Here is a 17,918-nt window from a genome sequence, read left to right as displayed (position 1 = left end):
TTTCGCGGCCCGGACGGGTAGTGGTTGGATAGGGCCTCTGGTCTTCGGACCGGGGGCCTTGTTCGTGTCCGGAGCCCGATTGCTCGCTCGTAGATCGACCCGAGTTCGGAAGGATGTTTCACGTGGAACGAGATCTCGGTGGCACCACCGCGGTACCCGCGGAGTTGGAACCACCCGCGTCGGCGGCCACCGTCTTCGGCGACCGACTCGATCTCGCGCGTCGATATTGCACAGCGCTCGCCACCGCGGGAGTGGAGCGCGGGTTGATCGGCCCACGCGAGGTGCCCCGCCTGTGGGATCGCCACCTGCTCAACTGCGCGGTGCTCGGGGAGTTGATCGCCGAGGGCGCCTCCGTGGTCGACATCGGCAGCGGCGCGGGCCTGCCCGGCATCCCCCTCGCGATCGCTCGACCGGATCTCCGGATCACCTTGGTCGAGCCCCTGCTGCGCCGAACCCTCTTCCTGAGCGAGTTCATCGAAATGGCCGGACTGGACGTGACCGTCGTACGTGGGCGCGCCGAACAGTCCGGCGTGATGAAGGAGGCGGGTGGCGCGGACGTTGTCACGTCCCGCGCGGTGGCTCCACTGGGGAAACTCGCTCAGTGGTCTCTCCCCCTGCTCCGCGACCACGGACACATGCTCGCCCTCAAGGGCGCCAGCGCGGCAGAGGAACTCGAACGCGACGGCGAGGCGCTGGCGAAAGCCGGAGCCGGCAATGCCATCGTGTTGGAATGCGGCGTCGGTCTCGTGGACACACCCACCGTGGTGATCAGCGCGGAGCGGCTTCCTCGCGCCGAACGTACGTCACGGCGGCGCGCGGAACGTGCGGTCGAACGCGAAGGCAAGACGGTTCGCAAGGCGGCGACAGAGCGGGCGCGCAAGCGTGCCGCACGCAAGGCCGAGTAGCAGCTTCGATCGCGAAGGCTTCCGGTTCGAACTGGGACCACCGGCCGTTTCGTCACCCTGACGGAATGGGTGATCTGATCGTGGTCACGCGGTGCGCGCGGGATAGTGGGGCGTACCCGCAAGGTGTGCGTGTCACCGCTTCGGGCCTGATCTGTGGCGCGCACGTCCGAGAGGTGTGGCGCGGCCTATCGAAGCTGCCCAACCCCCGCGAGCGCGTGCCATGTCGCCGAGGTATGAGGTTGCAGTACCCGTCCCTTGCGCGTCGCTGACGGTCGCATGTTTCACGTGAATCCGGGCTTCGATTCACTGACCCTTCGGCTTCGTACGCCCAGAACAGCGTCTAGGTGGCGTCGCCGCATGTTTCACGTGAATCATGCGCCGTATGCGGGTTCCTGGAACGGCCTAGCGCTCGTAGAAAGCGTGTACTCGGCGTGAACCGAACTAGGCACGACACCGCCGCCACGTAAGACTTCGCTCGCCTCCTCCTGGGCTTTCTCGTTCACCGGTGGCTATGGCGCACCGCCCGGGTCCGCTATCCGTTCGCGCTCGTGGCGCACAGTCGAAGTGGTGCACCGCGAATTCGACACCGAAAGGTTGGCGCCGGACGAGCCGATCCCGCTTCACCATCTCACCTGACGAAGAGCGCGCCGGATGACGGAAAGCGCCCAACGATGCGTGTCTACGGCAACGAGCAGTGCCGGGTCCGCTGGAAGACAGACCCGCTCGACAGCGAAGCGCCAACGCGCAGCCACAGACAACAGACGTGATCTGCCGCGGGGCGGCGGCGACGCGGCAGCTGCTGACGGACAGATCCGTTGACGCGCACCGCCGCTCGGTCACCGCAGCGTACAGTCCGCGCGACGCCTCTCCTCCCCCTTGGGGTCTGGCGTGAGCCAACTCGAAGCAATAGGGAGTACATCGCCGAACGGGTCGAGAGGACTCCCGGGCCGAGCACGGTCAAACCGCCACTGCGAGAGTGGGCTTCCAATAGCGGCGGATAGTTGCGTCGGAACCTGGCACCAGCTACCACCCCACTGTGGGACGCGCGGTCCACGGCAATGTTTCATGTGAAACAGCGGGCGCGGGGCGCTGAATTCGTGCGGTTTCAGCGTGTCGCTCTGCGCCTCGCCGCGATTCAGCTTTCTTAAACCGCTCAGTGCTGGCAAGCTAGTGGGCGTCGGGCGTGAGCGTAGGTGCCACGGAGGGATCTGGTTGTCACAACGACGAGGAGCTCCGCTCGGTCGATCGGGCGCCGCGAACCCGGTTGTGCATCGTGTTCGATCCGACAAAGGCTGTTGCAGACACGGCGCCGATCTGTCCCGTCGCGCGTACGTGTTCTGAAGTTTCTCGGGTTAGGAGCTGTCTATGTCGAGCGGTCCGGCGAATGTTTCACGGGAAACAACGTCGCGCGTGCCGGGGATGCTGGACTCCAGCAATTTCGACGCGGAGGCATTCGGAAGTACACCGTTCGGGCACATCTCCCCTAGCGAGACCCCGATAGCCGCCGAAGCGCAACGTGCAAGTCAAATCCTCCATCCAGGAAAGGTGACTGTGCCGAAACCGCACGAGCAACGGATCATCACTATCGCCAATCAGAAAGGCGGGGTCGGGAAGACGACCACCGCGGTGAATCTGGCGGCCGCCCTGGCGCACCAAGGGATGACGGTTCTCGTGATCGATCTCGACCCTCAGGGCAACGCGAGCACCGCCTTGGGCATCGAGCATCATTCGGGTGTCCCCTCCAGTTACGAGTTGCTCATCGGCGAGGTTTCGGTCAGGGACGCCATCCAGACGAGCCCGCACAGCGAGCGTCTCCTGTGTATTCCCGCGACTATCGACCTGGCGGGTGCCGAAATCGAACTCGTGTCGATGGTGGCCAGGGAGGGCAGGCTGAAAGCCGCAATCCAAGAAGCGAATATCGCCGGATACGACATCGATTATGTGATGATCGACTGCCCGCCTTCCTTGGGGCTGCTGACGGTCAACGCGCTCGTCGCGGCGAAGGAGGTCCTGATCCCGATCCAGTGCGAGTACTACGCGCTGGAAGGCGTCGGCCAGTTGCTGCGCAATATCGGCTTGGTGCAGGCGCACTTGAATCCCGAACTCCACGTCTCCACCGTGATCCTCACGATGTACGACGGACGCACCAAATTGGCCGACCAGGTCGCCGAAGAGGTCCGCGGACACTTCGGCGATGTGGTGCTGCGGTCGGTGATCCCGCGCAGTGTGAAGGTGTCGGAGGCACCCGGTTACGGCATGACGGTGCTCGATTATGATCCAGGCTCCCGGGGCGCGATGAGCTACCTGGATGCCGGACGCGAGATGGCGGCCCGCGCGGTGGCTCCGCGCGTCGCCGCGACGAAGTCGGCGGAGTGATTCGGCCAGTGGTGTCGACGCTCGGCACAGTCCGGTTTGGTAGCGGAACGAGGAAGGGGTCGGTAGACCGATGAGTCAGGCGAAGAAGGGTGGGCTCGGGCGCGGTCTCGCCGCGCTGATCCCGACGACACCGACGACAGCACCGGGCCTCAGCAGCGCGGCTGCGAGTGTCATCGGTCTGGATCCGGTGGGGCCGCAGCCGCCCGCTACCTACCTGCATCGGGTACCTGATCCCGCCGACAACGCCGAACTCGAGGCCGGTGGCGCTGTCTACCGCGAGATCCCGCCGGACCAGATCGAACCGAACCCGAAGCAGCCGCGGACGGTGTTCGAAGAGGACGCGCTGGCCGAGCTGGTGCACTCGATCCGTGAGTTCGGTCTGATGCAGCCGATCGTGGTGCGCCGGACCGAGCCGGGCGTGGATCGCTATCAGCTGGTCATGGGCGAGCGGCGCTGGCGGGCGTGCCAAGAGGCGGGGCTGGCCGCCATTCCCGCGATCGTGCGGGAGACCGCGGACGAGTCGATGCTGCGTGACGCCCTGTTGGAGAACATCCACCGGGTGCAGCTGAATCCGCTCGAAGAGGCGGCGGCCTACCAGCAGCTGCTGGAGGAATTCGACGTCACCCACGAGGAATTGGCTGCCCGAATCGGCCGCTCTCGCCCGGTTGTGACGAATATGATCCGTCTACTGAAGTTGCCTATCCCGGTGCAGCGCCGGGTCGCGGCGGGCGTACTGTCCGCCGGACACGCGCGAGCACTGCTCGGTCTCGAAGCGGGTGCGGACGCTCAAGAGGTGCTCGCCGCCCGAATCGTTGCCGAGGGACTCTCGGTCCGGGCTACCGAGGAAGCCGTCACGCTGGCGAACCGAGAGCAGGACGCGGCCGCGCCCTCTCCTGTCGTCCGTCGCAAGCCGATCGAGATGCCCGGCCTCCAAGCCGTGGCCGATCGGTTGTCCGGCTCCTTCGACACTCGGGTCCTGGTGAGCATGGGCAAGCGCAAAGGCAAGATCGTCGTCGAGTTCGGGTCGGTGGAAGACCTCGAGCGGATCGTCGCCCTGATGGAGCAGAACGCACCTACCGTGTGACAGAAGTGACGAAATTCAACTTGTGGTTTACATAGGTGCGGGTTCCGGGCCGAAACGTCACTGTGACGGCAGGGATTCACGCGGGCCGTGGAGCGCACATCGCTCCCGGCGAAGCAACACAAGTTCTTCTGACCAACAGCACAGCGACATGGAATGAGGCGGGTTCCCCTTGATCGCTTATTCTTGCTGGCGAGCAAACGTTGATGCGACGTGAGCGTGGATGAATCGGACAGCTGGAGGCTGAGCAGAGCGGTGTCGACCAGCGTCACAGCACTAACCCTCGGCGGACTGGAGAAGCTTCCCGCGCATGCGCGGCGCTGTGTCTTCTGGGAGATGGACCCCGCGGTGGCCGAGGACTCGCGCAACTTCAGCGATCCGGTGTTCGAGAAGGAAGCCTGGCTGTCCACGGTCATGCTGGAGTGGGGTTCGTGCGGGCAGGTGGCGAACGTCGACGGCAACGTCGCCGGCTGCGCCTTCTACGCACCGCCCAGCGCGGTGCCCAGGGCCGGCCTCTTCCCCACCTCCCCGGTGAGCCCGGACGCGGTCCTGCTGACCACGCTGCGGGCCGAATTTCCCTACCGGGATGCCGATGTCGCCCACCACCTCATCCAGGCTGTGGTGGCGGACCTGGTGCGCCGTGGCGTGCGAGCTCTGGAGGCATTCGGCATCCGCAGCCACCCGGCGACGCAGGCACTGTCGGAGCGGTCCGGCTCGATGACGCTGCTCGAGCGGATCGTGGCCCCGATCAAGAGTGCGAGCGCCACTACCGAGTGCTCACCGGAGAGCTGCATGATCGATGCCGACTTCCTGGAAGATGTCGGCTTCGAGGTGGTGGCCCCGCATCACCGGTTCCCACGGTTGCGGTTGGAACTCGACTCCGACCACGGCTGGAAGGAAGACGTCGAACGAGCGTTGGATCAGCTGCTCGCCGCGGCGTCGATGACCGCGCCGACTCGCATCGGGGCGCGCTGAGGCAGACAACGAAACGCCCCCTGGCCGATTCGAAAGGTCAGGGGGCGCTTCGAAGGATGGAAGGCGAAGCTACATCCGGTCTGCGGCGGCCAGCTCCTCAGCCAGCAGTTCCGCGAAAGTGTACGTACCGGTCGGCTGGTCGTCCTGGCCCAGCAGATACAGCCGCTTCACCGAGATCAGAATGGCCTCGGCGATCACGTCGCGCATGCGCGGGTTGGTGAGAACCGAGGCATCGTATTCGTTGGTCAGATAACCGATGTCCACCTGGACCGTCGGCATCTTGGTGAGGCGCAACAGATCCCAGGTGCGCGCATGGGTACGGCAGTCCTGCAGCGAGGTTCGGGCGACGACCTCACGCTGGATGAAGCCGGCCAGCACCTGGCCGATCATGGACACCGAGCCGTGCGAGTTGCCGAAGTAGAACCCGGCCACGCCGTTGGCCAGTGGGCTCGGGTTGGCGGCACAGCGCAGGGAGATCATCAGATCCGCGTCGAAGGCGTTGGACGTGTCCGCACGCTCGGCGTCGGTGGGGTTGGCGCCCCACGGCCGCGACAAGAAGGTCTCCATACCCGTGGCCGCCATCCGTCCTTCGAGACGGCTGGCCAAGTCCCACAGGATCTCCGACTCGTAGACGTCGCCGTACTCGGTGGGTACGGCGCATCCCTTGTCCGGCCCGCCGAGGCCCGGATCGATGACGATTCGCTTGCCCGTCAGCTGCGGCCCCGCCCGGTGCACCACTTCTTCCTCGGCGATCCGGTGCGGATTGCCTCCGGTCACCCTGGCACCGAGCAGGTCCAGCGAGCGCAGCGTGTCGGGACCACAGATCCCGTCGGCCGACAGCCCGATCTCCCGCTGGAAGGCGGTCAGCGCGTCATGGGTGTGCGGACCGAAGTAGCCGTCGACCCGGTGCACGTAGAAGCCGAGATCCTGCAGCCTGCGCTGGAGCGTGGCCACGTCGTCGCCGTAGAGCGGCGCGGACAGCTGATAGATCAGCGTGCGCGCGCCGAGCCGGTAGGACGCTTCCTTGAGTGCCCGGTAGGTCGCCGGGCCGACCACCCCGTCGACCAGCAGACCGCGATGCTGCTGGAACGCGCGAACCGCGGAGTCGAGGTGGTGGTCGAAGGACACCTCCGTGTCCTTCCAGTATTCGCGCGCGTCCGCCTGATCGGTACCGACGTGCGCGTGTAGGAACCCGAGGCTTGCCAGGGTGCTCCGAACCTCTGCTACGGCTGGACCGGAATCGCCGTGACGAAGTCGGTGCATGCGTGAGAGCCCTTTCCTTCCGTCAACCCGCGGGTACCCACTCATGCGATGGGATACACCTTCGCACGACAGGAGCGTCGGTCGATTGTCTCAGACCCGGACCAGGTTTCGACAACCCCGGGTCCAGGGCATCCTACGGCGCGTCGTCGGATCGCGTCGTCAGATGACGTCTTCGAGTTCGCGCAGAAGAGCCGCCTTGCCCTTCGCCCCGACGATCTGTTTGACCGGCTTACCGCCGCGGAACAGCATCATAGTGGGCAGCGAGAGGATCTGATAATCGCGGGCGGTGCTCGGGTTGGCATCCACGTCCAGCTTCGCGATGGTCAGCTTGTCCGCATGCGCACCGGCGATCTCCTCCAGCACGGGCGCGACCATCTTGCACGGCCCGCACCAGTCGGCCCAGAAATCGACGAGGACGGGCTTCTCACTCAGCAGCACGTCGTCGGCGAAGGTCGCGTCGGTGACGACAACCGTGTTGGCGGACTTGGACATGGGTGTTCTCCTAGCGATACAGCGAAACGAAAGGTGTGTGGCTGGTCCGGTGCGAACTCAGGTAGCGGGGACTGCCACCGACTCGCCCGCGTGGGCGAGAGTGTTCGAGGTGATGTCGCCCTGCTCGGCCAACCAGCGTTCGGCATCGATGGCCGCCCGGCAGCCCGTGCCCGCGGCGGTGATCGCCTGGCGGTAAGTGTGGTCGACCAGATCGCCCGCGGCGAAGACGCCGGGGATGTCGGTGGCGGTCGTCGGCTCCTGGACCAGCACGTATCCCTCGTCGTCCAAGGCGACCTGGCCTCGGACGAGTTCGCTGCGCGGGTCGTGGCCGATCGCGACGAACAGGCCGGTGGCGGGCAGCTCAAAGGTGTCGCCGGTCCGGGTGTCCCGCACGGTCAGGTGGGTGACGCTGTTCTCACCGTGCACCTCGACCACTTCGGCATTGAGCACGAACTTGATCTTCTCGTTCGCCTTCGCACGCTCGAGCATGATGCGGGAGGCGCGGAACTCCTCGCGACGGTGCACGATGGTCACGCTGGAGGCGAACTTGGTCAGGAAGGTCGCCTCTTCCATCGCGGAGTCCCCGCCGCCGACCACCACGATGTCCTGGCCCTTGAAGAAGAAGCCGTCACAGGTGGCGCAGGCGCTGACGCCGCGGCCGAGCAACCGCTGTTCGCCCGGGACGTTCAGGTAGCGCGCGGCCGAGCCCATGGCGAGGATGACGGCGTAGGCCTGGAACGTCTCGCCGCCGACGACGACCTTCTTGATCGGGCCGGTCAAGTCGACGGCCTCCACGTCCTCGGTGCGGATGTCCGCGCCGAAACGTTTCGCCTGCTCGCGCATCTCCTCCATGAGATCCGGGCCCATGATGCCGCCGCGGAAGCCGGGAAAGTTCTCGACCTCGGTGGTGGTCATCAACGCACCGCCGAACTGGGTCCCCTCGAACTGCAGCGGCTGGAGCTCGGCGCGGCCGGCGTAGATGGCGGCCGTGTAGCCGGCAGGTCCGGAGCCGATGATGATCAGATCGCGAACTGGCGTGCCGGGGTCGCTTGCTTGCTCGCTACGCTCGCTCATGGGGCCCTTCCGGGAAGATTCGATCGGACGTGTCGGTCAACAACAGGGTAATGGCTGTTGTTCCCGCGTCGACGGGCTCACGCCGCCCGGGTGGTCCAGATCGCATGGTCAGCCGATGTCCTGCAGCGCCTTGCGCTGGGGATCACCCGCACCGCACCCGGTTCCGACCACCAGGGCGGTGATCTTGGGCGGCTGCGGGCCGTTGAGCAGGATGAGCACCGCGTTCCCGCCCTGGAATCGGATGTCTGTCGATCCGAGGACCGTGCGGTCGAGACCGTTCGCCCGCACACAGCGCTCCAGTGCTCCCGGGCCGGACAGGGAGCCGGTGACGGTGTGCCGGCCGAGCGCGCTGAGGGCCATGGTGGCGGTGAGATCATCGCCCCATTCGTCGTTACCCGTGGTCGGTCGCGCGCTGGGCGCGGGAGCGTCACCGCCGCGCAACGTCGAGACCCACACCCCCGCACCCGCCACAGTGACGATCGCCGCGGCCGCCGCGGCGAACCAGCGCAATCTGCCATGGCGTCGCTCGTCCAGAGCCACCGGTGGGGACTGCGAAACCTCGGCTTCGCCGACGGATTCGCCTGCCCATGCGCGCGGAAGCTCATGAACCGCAGCGTCGGGCGCGTCCTGCGAGGGTTCGAGTTCGCCGACGAACAGAGCGAGCCGAGCCGCCACGTCGTCCGGCATCGGGTGAACGATGCGCTCATCCCGGGCGAGGGCACGCAGCTCGGCGGTGACGTCGTCCAAACCGCGCAGGAACCGCATGGCCTCTTGATCACGCGAGACCGCAGGCCACAATTGCGCACGCTGCTCCGGCGTCACGTTGTCGGCATGCAAGTCAGCCAGCAATTCGGAAGTGAACGGGGGCTGCGGCACGGACTGGGTAGCCATCGCACCTCCGTTGTTCGCATCTGACATCGCGGGGATCCCCTCGCCGACGGGGCCTGCCTCTGAATCGTTCAGGGGTTCGTCACTATTAATGACGCATCCCAACTACCTCCGGTTCCCCGGATCACGCAGATAATCCAATCGCTCTTTCAACCGCTGCCGCGCGCGAGCGCACCGGCTCTTGATCGTTCCCTCGGGCACACCGAGCAATGCGGCCGCCTCGGCCACGCTATACCCCTCCACGTCGACCGCGACGAGCGCGGTCCGCTGATCCGGTGGCAAGGAGAACAGCGCGCGATCGATGTCCATGGACATCTCCACCTGGGCCATCTCGTCGCGGTCGTCCTTGGGCTCGGGCAGCGACTCCGGCGCCAGCGATACCGCGCGTCTGGTCTTGTTGCGGCGGATCCGATCCAGGCAAGCGTTCACCACGATCGCATGCAGCCAGCTGCGCACTTCCGCCTCCGCACGGAACGAGGCAGCCGTGCGATGCGCCGACAAAAGCGCGTCCTGCAGCGAATCGGCCGCGTCCTCGCGCGTGTAGGACGTCCGCAACGCGGTCTGCCACAGATGATCGTTGTGCCTGCGCAGCAACTCGGCGAACGCGTGACGCTGACCACGCACATGCGCCCGCAACAACTCCACATCGGTGGCTTCACCGAGTACCAGGGAACGCTCGTGACACATCACCTGTCGCGACGCCCCCCTGCCGAGCTCCTCGTTCACTTCGGACGACAATGCCAACCCCTTGGACGGCCCTCACGGCGGCAACGGGCCCGATCGACCATTACCGAGACTTCGCAGCATCCAGGAACGAAAACGCCGGAACCTGGGAAGCTCCCCTGCCGAGAGCGCCCGAAGATCATATCGTCCGTAACGTTTTGGCAGCAACCGAATCTCGGGCCGGGTACGGAGGAATGCGACGCGCGACGTGCGCTACGAACGCTCCGCGCGAACGGAGGGCGCGGCGGGAATGCCGGCTACGGCGCGACGTCGAAACGGATGTCGGAAATGGCGGTCTGGAACTGTCCTCCGGAGTTACCCAGTCCGGTGATCCAGACGAGCACGTAGCGGGCGGCTTGGTCGGCGCGTACCGGGATGTCGGTGACGCCGTCGTCCAGCCGGGCGGAACCGATCAGCTGGGTCTGATCCAGCGTCGGCGACCCGGTCGGCGAGGTGCGGATCTCCACCGACGTGCCCGCGCTGGGCGAGTTGATCGAGACGTTCGTGAGCTTGGCCGGGGCAGGCAGCGTCGCCAGCAGCCCGACGCCCTTCTTGAGCGCCGGGAACTGCTGGAAGTACTGATCGGTGCGCCACTGGGTGCCCGGATCGTTGTCCAGCACCGCCTGGACGTTGGCGACGCCGTCGGCCGTGCCTTCCGGCGAGAACACCGAAACACCGGTCACCGGGACCGGCGCACCGGTCGAGGTCAGGTTCGGGCCCGCGGCGGCGGGCGTCGGCGCCGGCTGGTTGTTCGTCGTCAGGCCGATATTGCGCTGCTCGTTGAGCGGCGCCTCCGAAGCGGTCGGCGCGAACACGCTGACCATCCACCAGATCACGATGCCGACCACCAGCGCGGCGAGAATGCCGAGGCCGACCATGATCCACATCATCCGCTGTGAGCGTTCGCGTTCGGCCGCGAGCAGCTCCGGATCGGCGAGCGAGTCGTCCATATTCGCGGGCGCGCGCTGGCCGAGGCGCAGCACGGGGATGAAATCGGTCTTCTGATCGACGACGGACGCCTGCTCCAGCACGTGCTGGACCGTCGCCGCCGTCCGCACGCCCTTGTTCGACTCCAGCGAGCGCACGGCGACCGCGGAGATCTCGAATGGCACCTCGGGGCGGATCTGGCGCGGCTCCACCGGAGTGCCGTCCGGGCCGAAGTCCGCCAGCCGAAGTCCGCCGACCGTCGCGGCGGTGCCGGTGACACCGCCCGAGCGGATCGGCCAGCGGGCGGTGATGAGCGCGTAGAGCATCGCACCCAGACCACGCACATCGGATTGCGCATCCGAGTCCGACAGTGTGCCGGGGAACGCGAGCACCGCATCGCCCGAGGCGCTGATGCGCACCCGGTCGGGATGGTCGATGGACAGCGATCCACCGCCGCGGTGCGCCAGCTCGGCCGCCGAGGCGAGGGCGCGGATGGCGCGGGCCGCGCCGATCGGCGATGGCACCGTCTCGGCCATCTCGCGCAGCGAACGGCCCGGCGTCCACTCGGCCACCACGATGCCGCCGGAGCTGCCGCGCACCACGTCCAAGACGCGGGCCAGGCCGGGCGAGTTGATCCGGCCGAGGCGCAGCGTCCGGGACAGGATCGCCTGCGGGCCGTCCTGCCCGGAGTTCTCCGTCGCCTTCTGGTCGGCGTCGACGAAGGTCAGCGCGACCTCGCGATCCAGTTTGATGTCCAGCGCCTGCCAGAACTTCAAGCCGCGGGCGCCGCCGTGGCTGGCCAGCAGACGGTACCGGCCGCCCGCCACCGAAGCGCCAGGGATGAGCTTGGGGCCGCGCGGGATACGCCGGGCGCCCAGATTCTCCCCGCCCATCGGCGGCATCTCCGGCGAGCCGATGGGGATCATCCCGGTGTCGTACATCGGGTCTCGCGGCGGCAGCTGATTCTCCTGCGATCTCGGCGCGTCCTGACCCGGTGCGGCCGTCCCCGGCTGCTTGTTCGCGTACGCGGGATCCGACTGCTCCCCCGCGGTCGGCGGTACATCGGTGGACAATCCGCCGGGCGTGGTCGCAGAAGAATCGGCGGCCGGGACGCCGCCCACCGCGTCGTCGCTCACCCTCGGTCCTCCTTCGCCCTGGTATGTCGAGGTTCCGGCGAATTCGCCACTTGTGCTTCTCTGCCGAACAGGGTACGGGAACTCCCCCACGCCGGTGCGGTCAACGGCATCGGGTCTGATTACCGGCAGCACCATGGTCTGGGCATCCATGTACGGATCGAACCGCGGGTATGCCAGGTAGGGATCGGGCCTGCGCAGGACCTGCGTCACGTACGGATCCTCGGCCGGGCTCTCCAGATCGAGATCCGGCGCGGGCGGCGTCCAGCCCAGGCGCCGCGAGATGGCCACGGTGATGGCGACGATCTCCGGGATACCGGCGAGTCGCATCAGGCCGAAGGCAACCGCGAACATGACGATCGCGGTGATCGCCACCCGGATCAGCGAACCCGGGCCGCCGAAGGACGCGGTCAGCCGATCCAGACCGAGTACCCGGTCCACGATCCACATCACCGCGCCGCCCGCGAGTGACGCAAGCACGACACGAGTCACTGTGCGGCCGACATTGGCCATCCGGAGATCCCCGAGACTGCGGTGCAGCAGGAAACCGCCCACCACGGCGCCGACCGCGAAGCCGAGGCCGTTCGCGACGCCGAGCGCGATCACCACATGCTCGGCATCGGTGATGACCGGAGCCAGCGCGGAGAAGACGATCTTGGCTGCGGTGATGCCGAGGATGATCCAGGTCGGAATCCACGCCTGCTCCCTGGCGTAGAACACGCGCAGGTGGATCAACACCAGCGAGTACGGGATCAGCGCGAACGCCGACCAACTGACCGCGAGCCCGAGCCGTTCGGCGTCCGAACCGAAATTGCCGTAGCCGTAGAGCGCCTGCCCGACCTGCGGACCGGCCAGCGTGAGGAAGGTGACCACGGGGACCAGCGCGATCATGGTCAACCGGGTGGCGGCGGAGAGGTCGTCGACCACCGCCGGCGTGTCGTCGGCGGCGGCGTTGCGGCTCAGCCGCGGCATGATCGCGGTGAGCACCGTGACCCCGAGCACGCCGTAGGGCAACTGCAGCAGCAGCCAGGCGTTGTTGTAGATGGCAGGCCCCGCCGCGTCCGCATGCGAGGAGATCCGCGTGGCGAAGACGAAACCCGCCTGGCTGATCAGCACGTACAGGATGATCGCCGCGCCCATGCCGCCGAACTGCTTGAGGCGATCGTCGACGCCCCACAGCGGGCGCAGGTCGATGCCCGACCTCCGGATCGCAGGAAGCAGGCTGACCGCCTGCACCACCACACCCACCGTGACGCCGACGCCGAGCACCAGCAGCTTCGGGTCGCTCATGCGGACCGGGTCCAGCGTGATCTCCCCGGGCATCAGCACGTACAAGCCGAGCACGGTGAGCACGACCAGGTTGTTCAGCACCGGCGCCCACGCGCCGGGCTTGAACATCTGCCGGGTGTTGAGGATCGCCGTGAGCAGCGCCGACATGCCGTAGAAGAGGATCGCGGGCAACAGCAGGAAAGCCAGCGCCGTGGTGAGCGCCGTGTTGACCTTGCCGTCGTCGGAGAGGAAAACGTGCGTGGTGAGCACCGGCGCCGCGGCGGTCGCCAGCAGGGCGGCCGTCGCCAGGACCACGAAAGCGGCGGTCACCAGGCGGCGGACGAACGCCGCTCCGCGATCCGGATCCTCCTGCTCCGCGCGCACCAGCGTGGGTACCACGATGGCGGTGAGCACCGCACCGAGCACCAGTTCCGCGATCATGTTGGGAATCTGGCTGGCGACGGTGAACGCGCTGGCGATGGCCGGGCCGAGGACGGTCAGCAGCAGCAGTTGTTTGCCGAAGCCGGTGATCCGGCTGATCAGCGTCGCGAACGCGATCGATCCCGAGTCGCTGAGCAACCGGGAACTCGCGTTCTGCTTCGAATCGTCCGTCTTCGGCGGCTCCGCGGCGCCGGTGGCGGCAGGCCACTCCCTCGTCCGTGGGCGTTCCGGTGCCGCGGGTTCGTGCCGGACCGGGGCGGCCGGCCGTTGACGCGGCGGCGGGAACTGCTGCGGCTGTGGCGGAGCGTAGCGCGGCGGTGGCACCCGTTCGGATTCCGGCGCGACGGCCGGCATCGGCCCGGACCGGGGTGGACGCGGCGCGGCGGGGATCGGGCCCGACTGCGGAGGACGCGGCACGGCAGGTATCGCGCCGGACCGGGGTGGACGCGGGGCGGCAGGTATCGCGCCGGACTGCGGACCGCGCGGTGCGATAGGTGGCGGCGCCTGCCGGGCGGAGCCTGGCGGCGGACCGGCGGGCGCGTGGCCCGGACGAGCGGGCACCGGCGGAACCGGTCGCGGTTGTCCCGGACCGGCCGGAGGCGGCGGAGCGGGATACGGCCGTGGGTTCGGCCCGGGCCGCGGTGGTGCAGGCGGCATGGGCCGCGCGGGGGGAGGCGGCGGAGCCATACGCTGGTCGGGCCGCTGCGGCGTGGCCGGCGGACGACTGACCTGCGGCACCCGCGGCGGCTGGCCCTCGGGATAGGGGCCGCCGTTCACGCCGGGCGGCTCGGCTTCGGAGGGAGCAGGGCCGCGTTCCCAAGGAGCGACCGGCGCTCGACGAACCGGTGGCCCGTCGAGGCGGTCGTTTGGTCGAGGGCGATGAGCCGATATGTCATCGTCGCTCATCATGCCTCCTGTACCAGCCGGGATGTCCGCACCCCATCGGTGCGGTGAGCCGCGACTCGCCGCAACGGTCCGCCGTGGTCGGCGAACATTCTGTCAGTGGTCCCCCTCCGGACCGGACCGGCTCGGGAACTCTGTGATTGTCCTCCACCGTGCCACACGACAGCCCGGTACCCCACATCGGCGCAGGTAGTAGCTGTTCGCGGGGCCCCGTCGAAGCGGGATCCGTCACCGCGTCTCCTGCAGCTGCTCCTGCTCGCGCTCTCGTTCCTGGGCGCGCAGGACGCGCAGGCGCGCACGCCGGTACCGGTTGACCCGCCGCCTGGTTCCCGGATCGAAGCCCTCGTCGGCCGGGTCGGGCTGCCCGCGGAACCGGCGCCACAAACGGCGACCGGCCAACAGGAGCAGCAGGAGTGCGGCGCATCCCGTAATTATCGCCAACGCTTTGCCGTAGGCATTCGAACGCACCGAGACCTGGGTCGGATTGCCGAGCGCGACGCCCTCCGGCGTGGTGAGCGAGATCGGAATGACCAGATTCCGGCTGTCGCTGACCTCCGTCGGAATCTGGAAGGACCGCGACCCGTTCGCCGGGAGCTGCTGCTCGCCGGGATCGGTGATCTGCGTCGCGGTCGGCGCCTCGATCCGGAATCTGACCCGGATCGCGACCGGCAGATCGTTGCGGGCGACCAGCAGCAGGGGGCTCTGTTCGGACGCGAGGGTGTACACACCGCCCGGTGGAAGCACCGTGACCGAGCGATAGAGCTTGTCCATCGTCCGCGTGTTCTGGTCCAGCCGCCGCTGGGCGAACGTATCCGGCGGCGCGGCATCGCCCGCGCGCCGATCGGAGAGGCTGAGCACGCGCAGCAGGTCGTCGCGCAGCGGTGTCAGGAAATCGTGGGGCGTCGGTTCGGCCTCGGGCACGTCCACCAGGGCGCGCATCATCTCGGTGATCCGACGGCTTTGTTCGCGCACGGGCGGCAGGAACCGGTCCGGCACCGCGTCCTGCGCCGCCTGCGGCAGATAGTCCAGCTCGTAGGGCTGCGGGTCCGGCGGCAGCGCCACCAGATCGTGGAACGGACGCGCGGTGGCCAGGTTGCCACGCAGCAGCTGGTCGACTTGGCGCAGCAGTGCGGTCGCTTCATCCCGGTTCGCACCCCACTGCTGCGGGGGGACCAGCAACAGCGACCGCGACCGGTTCGCCCCCGGATGCAGTGCGCTCCAGGAGATCGCCCCGAGAGCGTCCTGCAAGCGTGCCGCGCGCGAGTCGTTGGTGACGTCGTAACGCACCCGGGACGGGGTGAACGGCGGGGTGGGCGGGTTCGAGCCCACCGCGGCGAGCGCGGTGGCCGACCAGATGTCGAACGTCACCGCGTGCAGGGCGGGGTCGGCGGCGGGTGTGGGCGAACCCGCGACGGGCGGCGCCGGATTACCCGTGACCTGTGGTGCGGGTGCCGGTGCGGTCGGCTGACTCGCGGTGATCTCGGGCAGCCGCACCACCTCCGGGATCGCCGGTTCCGTGGTGGAGGCGACCTCGTTCGCGCCGGTCGTGGCCTGGCCGCTGTCACTACTCGATTGGGCCCAATCCACGCTGCCCTGGGGAACCGCCGCCGTCGAGGCGAGCACAGCGGTGCCGAAACCGTGACTGCGCAACAGGACGCCCGCGCCGTGGTCGATACTGCCGGAATCCGGCAGGCTGACCCCGCGCACCGACCGGGTGGCGAGGATCGAGTCGACGATCTCGGCCGGTTCGTTGACGGCGCGCGCCGACAGCGCCGGATCGTTGACCGCGGCCAGCGCGGTGAGGTCCACCTGCGCGAACGGCAGCGCGACGGTGCACATCGAGCCGGCCAGCGCGCGCAACCGGTCCAGCCAGGTCTGCGCCTGTTCGGCGCCGGCGCCCGCCCTGGTCGCGCCGTCGGGATCGGACGGGCTGGCCAGCACCCGATAACCCTTGGTCATCGCGCGAACGGTGAGCAGCAGGTCGGGGTCGACGGCCAGGCATACGGCCGAGGCCAGATCGGCGTTGCCGCGGCCCGCGCCGGGGTTCATCGTCCCCTCCAGCGCGGCGAGCAGTTGATCGAGACGGCCGCCCTTGCCGAGCGAAGCGGCCAACTCGTCGTCGGTGAGTTCCACCTTGCCGTCCACGCTGCCCGGACGACCACCGACCTGCCTCGGCCGGTCGGCCAGCGGCCACAGCAACGTCGTCGCCACGGGCGCGTCGGTGGGCGCGGACACCGGCGGAGCCTCGTCGCCAGGGGCGGGTGGCACACCGAGCACCGGGAGCAGGAACCTGGCGTCGTCGAGCCGGGCCTGCGTGCCGTAAGCCGGTTCGCCGTTCACGTTCAGCAGCAGCGGGTAGACGCCCGGTTCCGTGATGCGCAAGGACGTGGCGCCGCTCTCCGAGCGTAACGGGATGCTCAGCGTGAACTGTTTGCGCTGCCCCGGGGTGAGCCGCTGCGCGATGTCCTCGAACTCGCCGTTCACGTCGTAATTGACCTCATCGAGGCGCAACGTGGTGCGCAACCCGGCCGGCGCGGTGATCGCCGCCGCCCGCTGGACGCGGATGCTGACGTCGTCCACCACACGATCGCCGATATTGGTGACCGTCCCCGCCACCGTGAGCTGGGAGTCGCTGCTGGTGGTCACTGTGGTCGGCGTCACCGAATCGAGCGACAGTTTCAGAAATTTGGGATTCGTCGAAGTGCCGGATCCTGCGGGTTGGGCTACGGCCGACGCGGAATCGAGCAGTGGCAGCGTCGTCACCGGGCCGAGGATGGTCAGGACCGCCACGAAGATCCGGAACAGTCCACGCGTCATCGCTTGCCGGTCTCCATCCGGTCGATCAGCTTGTTCGCCATCTCCGCCAGCCGCCGCTCGTCGGCGTAGGCCAGCCGAGAATCCAGTTCACTCAACGGAACCCAGGCGACCTGGGTCACTTCCACGTCGGCGTCGGACAGTTCGCCACCGACCGACCGCAGCAGATAATGATGCACCGTTTTGTGTACCCGCCGACCATCGGTCACGAACCAGTAATCGATGCTGCCGAGTTCGGCGACCACGACACCGTTGATGCCGGTCTCCTCGGCGACCTCGCGGATCGCGGTCTGCTCGGCGGTCTCACCTTCTTCGATATGTCCTTTGGGCAGCGACCACAGTAACCGCCCGCGGCGATCGGTGCGCCCGATGAGCGCCGCGCTCCGCGATTCCGGGGGGCCGTCCAAGCCGTCGACGACCAGCCCACCCGCCGAGGTCTCTCGCACCGTGCGCATCCGCGGCTTCGCGGCATTGGTGGCCGAACCGCGGCGCCGAGGCTGGCGGCGTCGACTGTTCGCACGATCGGCCGGAGACACCTGGCAATCCTACTGTGTTTGTTTTCCAGCGCCTGCGGCGCTGGGTGTTCGCGGCCCCCTCATGGCTCGCGTCCGAGCGACCGCCGCTGGCGACTGCGTCGCGGACGCGGCGGCCGCT

Annotated in this window: 12 protein-coding genes; 4 read left to right on the top strand and 8 right to left on the bottom strand. The window is 68.0% G+C overall.

Annotated elements, in window-relative coordinates; genetic code table 11:
• The first annotated feature begins 113 nt into the window (after window positions 1-113).
• The 4 genes from rsmG (at window position 114) to ACWEKR_RS27385 (ending at window position 5,337) form a co-directional block, all read left to right on the top strand.
• Window positions 114-905: a 16S rRNA (guanine(527)-N(7))-methyltransferase RsmG gene (gene rsmG / locus ACWEKR_RS27400; protein ID WP_452356899.1), complete on the top strand. Its 792-nt coding sequence runs from the start codon at window positions 114-116 to the stop codon at window positions 903-905.
• Between the two features lie 1,419 nt (window positions 906-2,324).
• Complete coding sequence (locus ACWEKR_RS27395) at window positions 2,325-3,281, top strand: ParA family protein (RefSeq protein WP_228830599.1); 957 nt, start codon at window positions 2,325-2,327, stop codon at window positions 3,279-3,281.
• A gap of 70 nt (window positions 3,282-3,351) precedes the next feature.
• Window positions 3,352-4,365 carry a ParB/RepB/Spo0J family partition protein gene (locus ACWEKR_RS27390; RefSeq protein ID WP_452356898.1) on the top strand — a complete coding sequence of 338 codons (1,014 nt, stop codon included), beginning with the start codon at window positions 3,352-3,354 and terminating at the stop codon, window positions 4,363-4,365.
• Between the two features lie 252 nt (window positions 4,366-4,617).
• Window positions 4,618-5,337 (top strand): GNAT family N-acetyltransferase, encoded by a 720-nt coding sequence (locus tag ACWEKR_RS27385; RefSeq protein WP_159841146.1) that lies wholly within the window; start codon window positions 4,618-4,620, stop codon window positions 5,335-5,337.
• A gap of 69 nt (window positions 5,338-5,406) precedes the next feature.
• Here ACWEKR_RS27385 and ACWEKR_RS27380 read toward each other — a convergent pair whose 3' ends face one another.
• The 8 genes from ACWEKR_RS27380 to ACWEKR_RS27345 all read right to left on the bottom strand — a co-directional run bounded on the left by ACWEKR_RS27380 (window position 5,407) and on the right by ACWEKR_RS27345 (window position 17,800).
• Entirely contained in the window at window positions 5,407-6,600 is a 1,194-nt protein-coding gene (locus tag ACWEKR_RS27380; RefSeq protein ID WP_063016999.1) for an N-acetylmuramoyl-L-alanine amidase, read from the bottom strand.
• 159 nt (window positions 6,601-6,759) lie between these two features.
• Window positions 6,760-7,092: a thioredoxin gene (trxA, locus tag ACWEKR_RS27375; protein ID WP_159840992.1), complete on the bottom strand. Its 333-nt coding sequence runs from the start codon at window positions 7,090-7,092 to the stop codon at window positions 6,760-6,762.
• A gap of 57 nt (window positions 7,093-7,149) precedes the next feature.
• Window positions 7,150-8,166, bottom strand: a complete 1,017-nt coding sequence (trxB, locus tag ACWEKR_RS27370) for a thioredoxin-disulfide reductase (RefSeq protein WP_452356897.1) — start codon at window positions 8,164-8,166, stop codon at window positions 7,150-7,152.
• A 108-nt stretch (window positions 8,167-8,274) separates the two neighbouring features.
• On the bottom strand, window positions 8,275-9,057 hold the full coding sequence (locus tag ACWEKR_RS27365; protein WP_452356896.1) for a hypothetical protein: 783 nt from the start codon (window positions 9,055-9,057) through the stop codon (window positions 8,275-8,277).
• A 102-nt stretch (window positions 9,058-9,159) separates the two neighbouring features.
• Complete coding sequence (sigM, locus tag ACWEKR_RS27360; protein WP_195091434.1) at window positions 9,160-9,741, bottom strand: RNA polymerase sigma factor SigM; 582 nt, start codon at window positions 9,739-9,741, stop codon at window positions 9,160-9,162.
• 293 nt (window positions 9,742-10,034) lie between these two features.
• Window positions 10,035-13,901, bottom strand: coding sequence for a lipid II flippase MurJ (locus ACWEKR_RS27355; protein WP_452356895.1), 3,867 nt, complete (start codon window positions 13,899-13,901; stop codon window positions 10,035-10,037).
• A gap of 777 nt (window positions 13,902-14,678) precedes the next feature.
• Window positions 14,679-17,267, bottom strand: coding sequence for a DUF6049 family protein (locus ACWEKR_RS27350; RefSeq protein WP_452356894.1), 2,589 nt, complete (start codon window positions 17,265-17,267; stop codon window positions 14,679-14,681).
• Window positions 17,264-17,800 (bottom strand): NUDIX hydrolase, encoded by a 537-nt coding sequence (locus tag ACWEKR_RS27345; protein ID WP_159841000.1) that lies wholly within the window; start codon window positions 17,798-17,800, stop codon window positions 17,264-17,266. Before ACWEKR_RS27345 ends, ACWEKR_RS27350 begins: the two co-directional genes overlap by 4 nt.
• Window positions 17,801-17,918 lie beyond the last annotated feature (118 nt).

The organism is Nocardia sp. NPDC004573 (genome assembly GCF_053602135.1).
The sequence above is the reverse complement of the archived record's forward strand: the minus strand, read 5'-3'. Positions and strand labels throughout refer to the sequence as shown.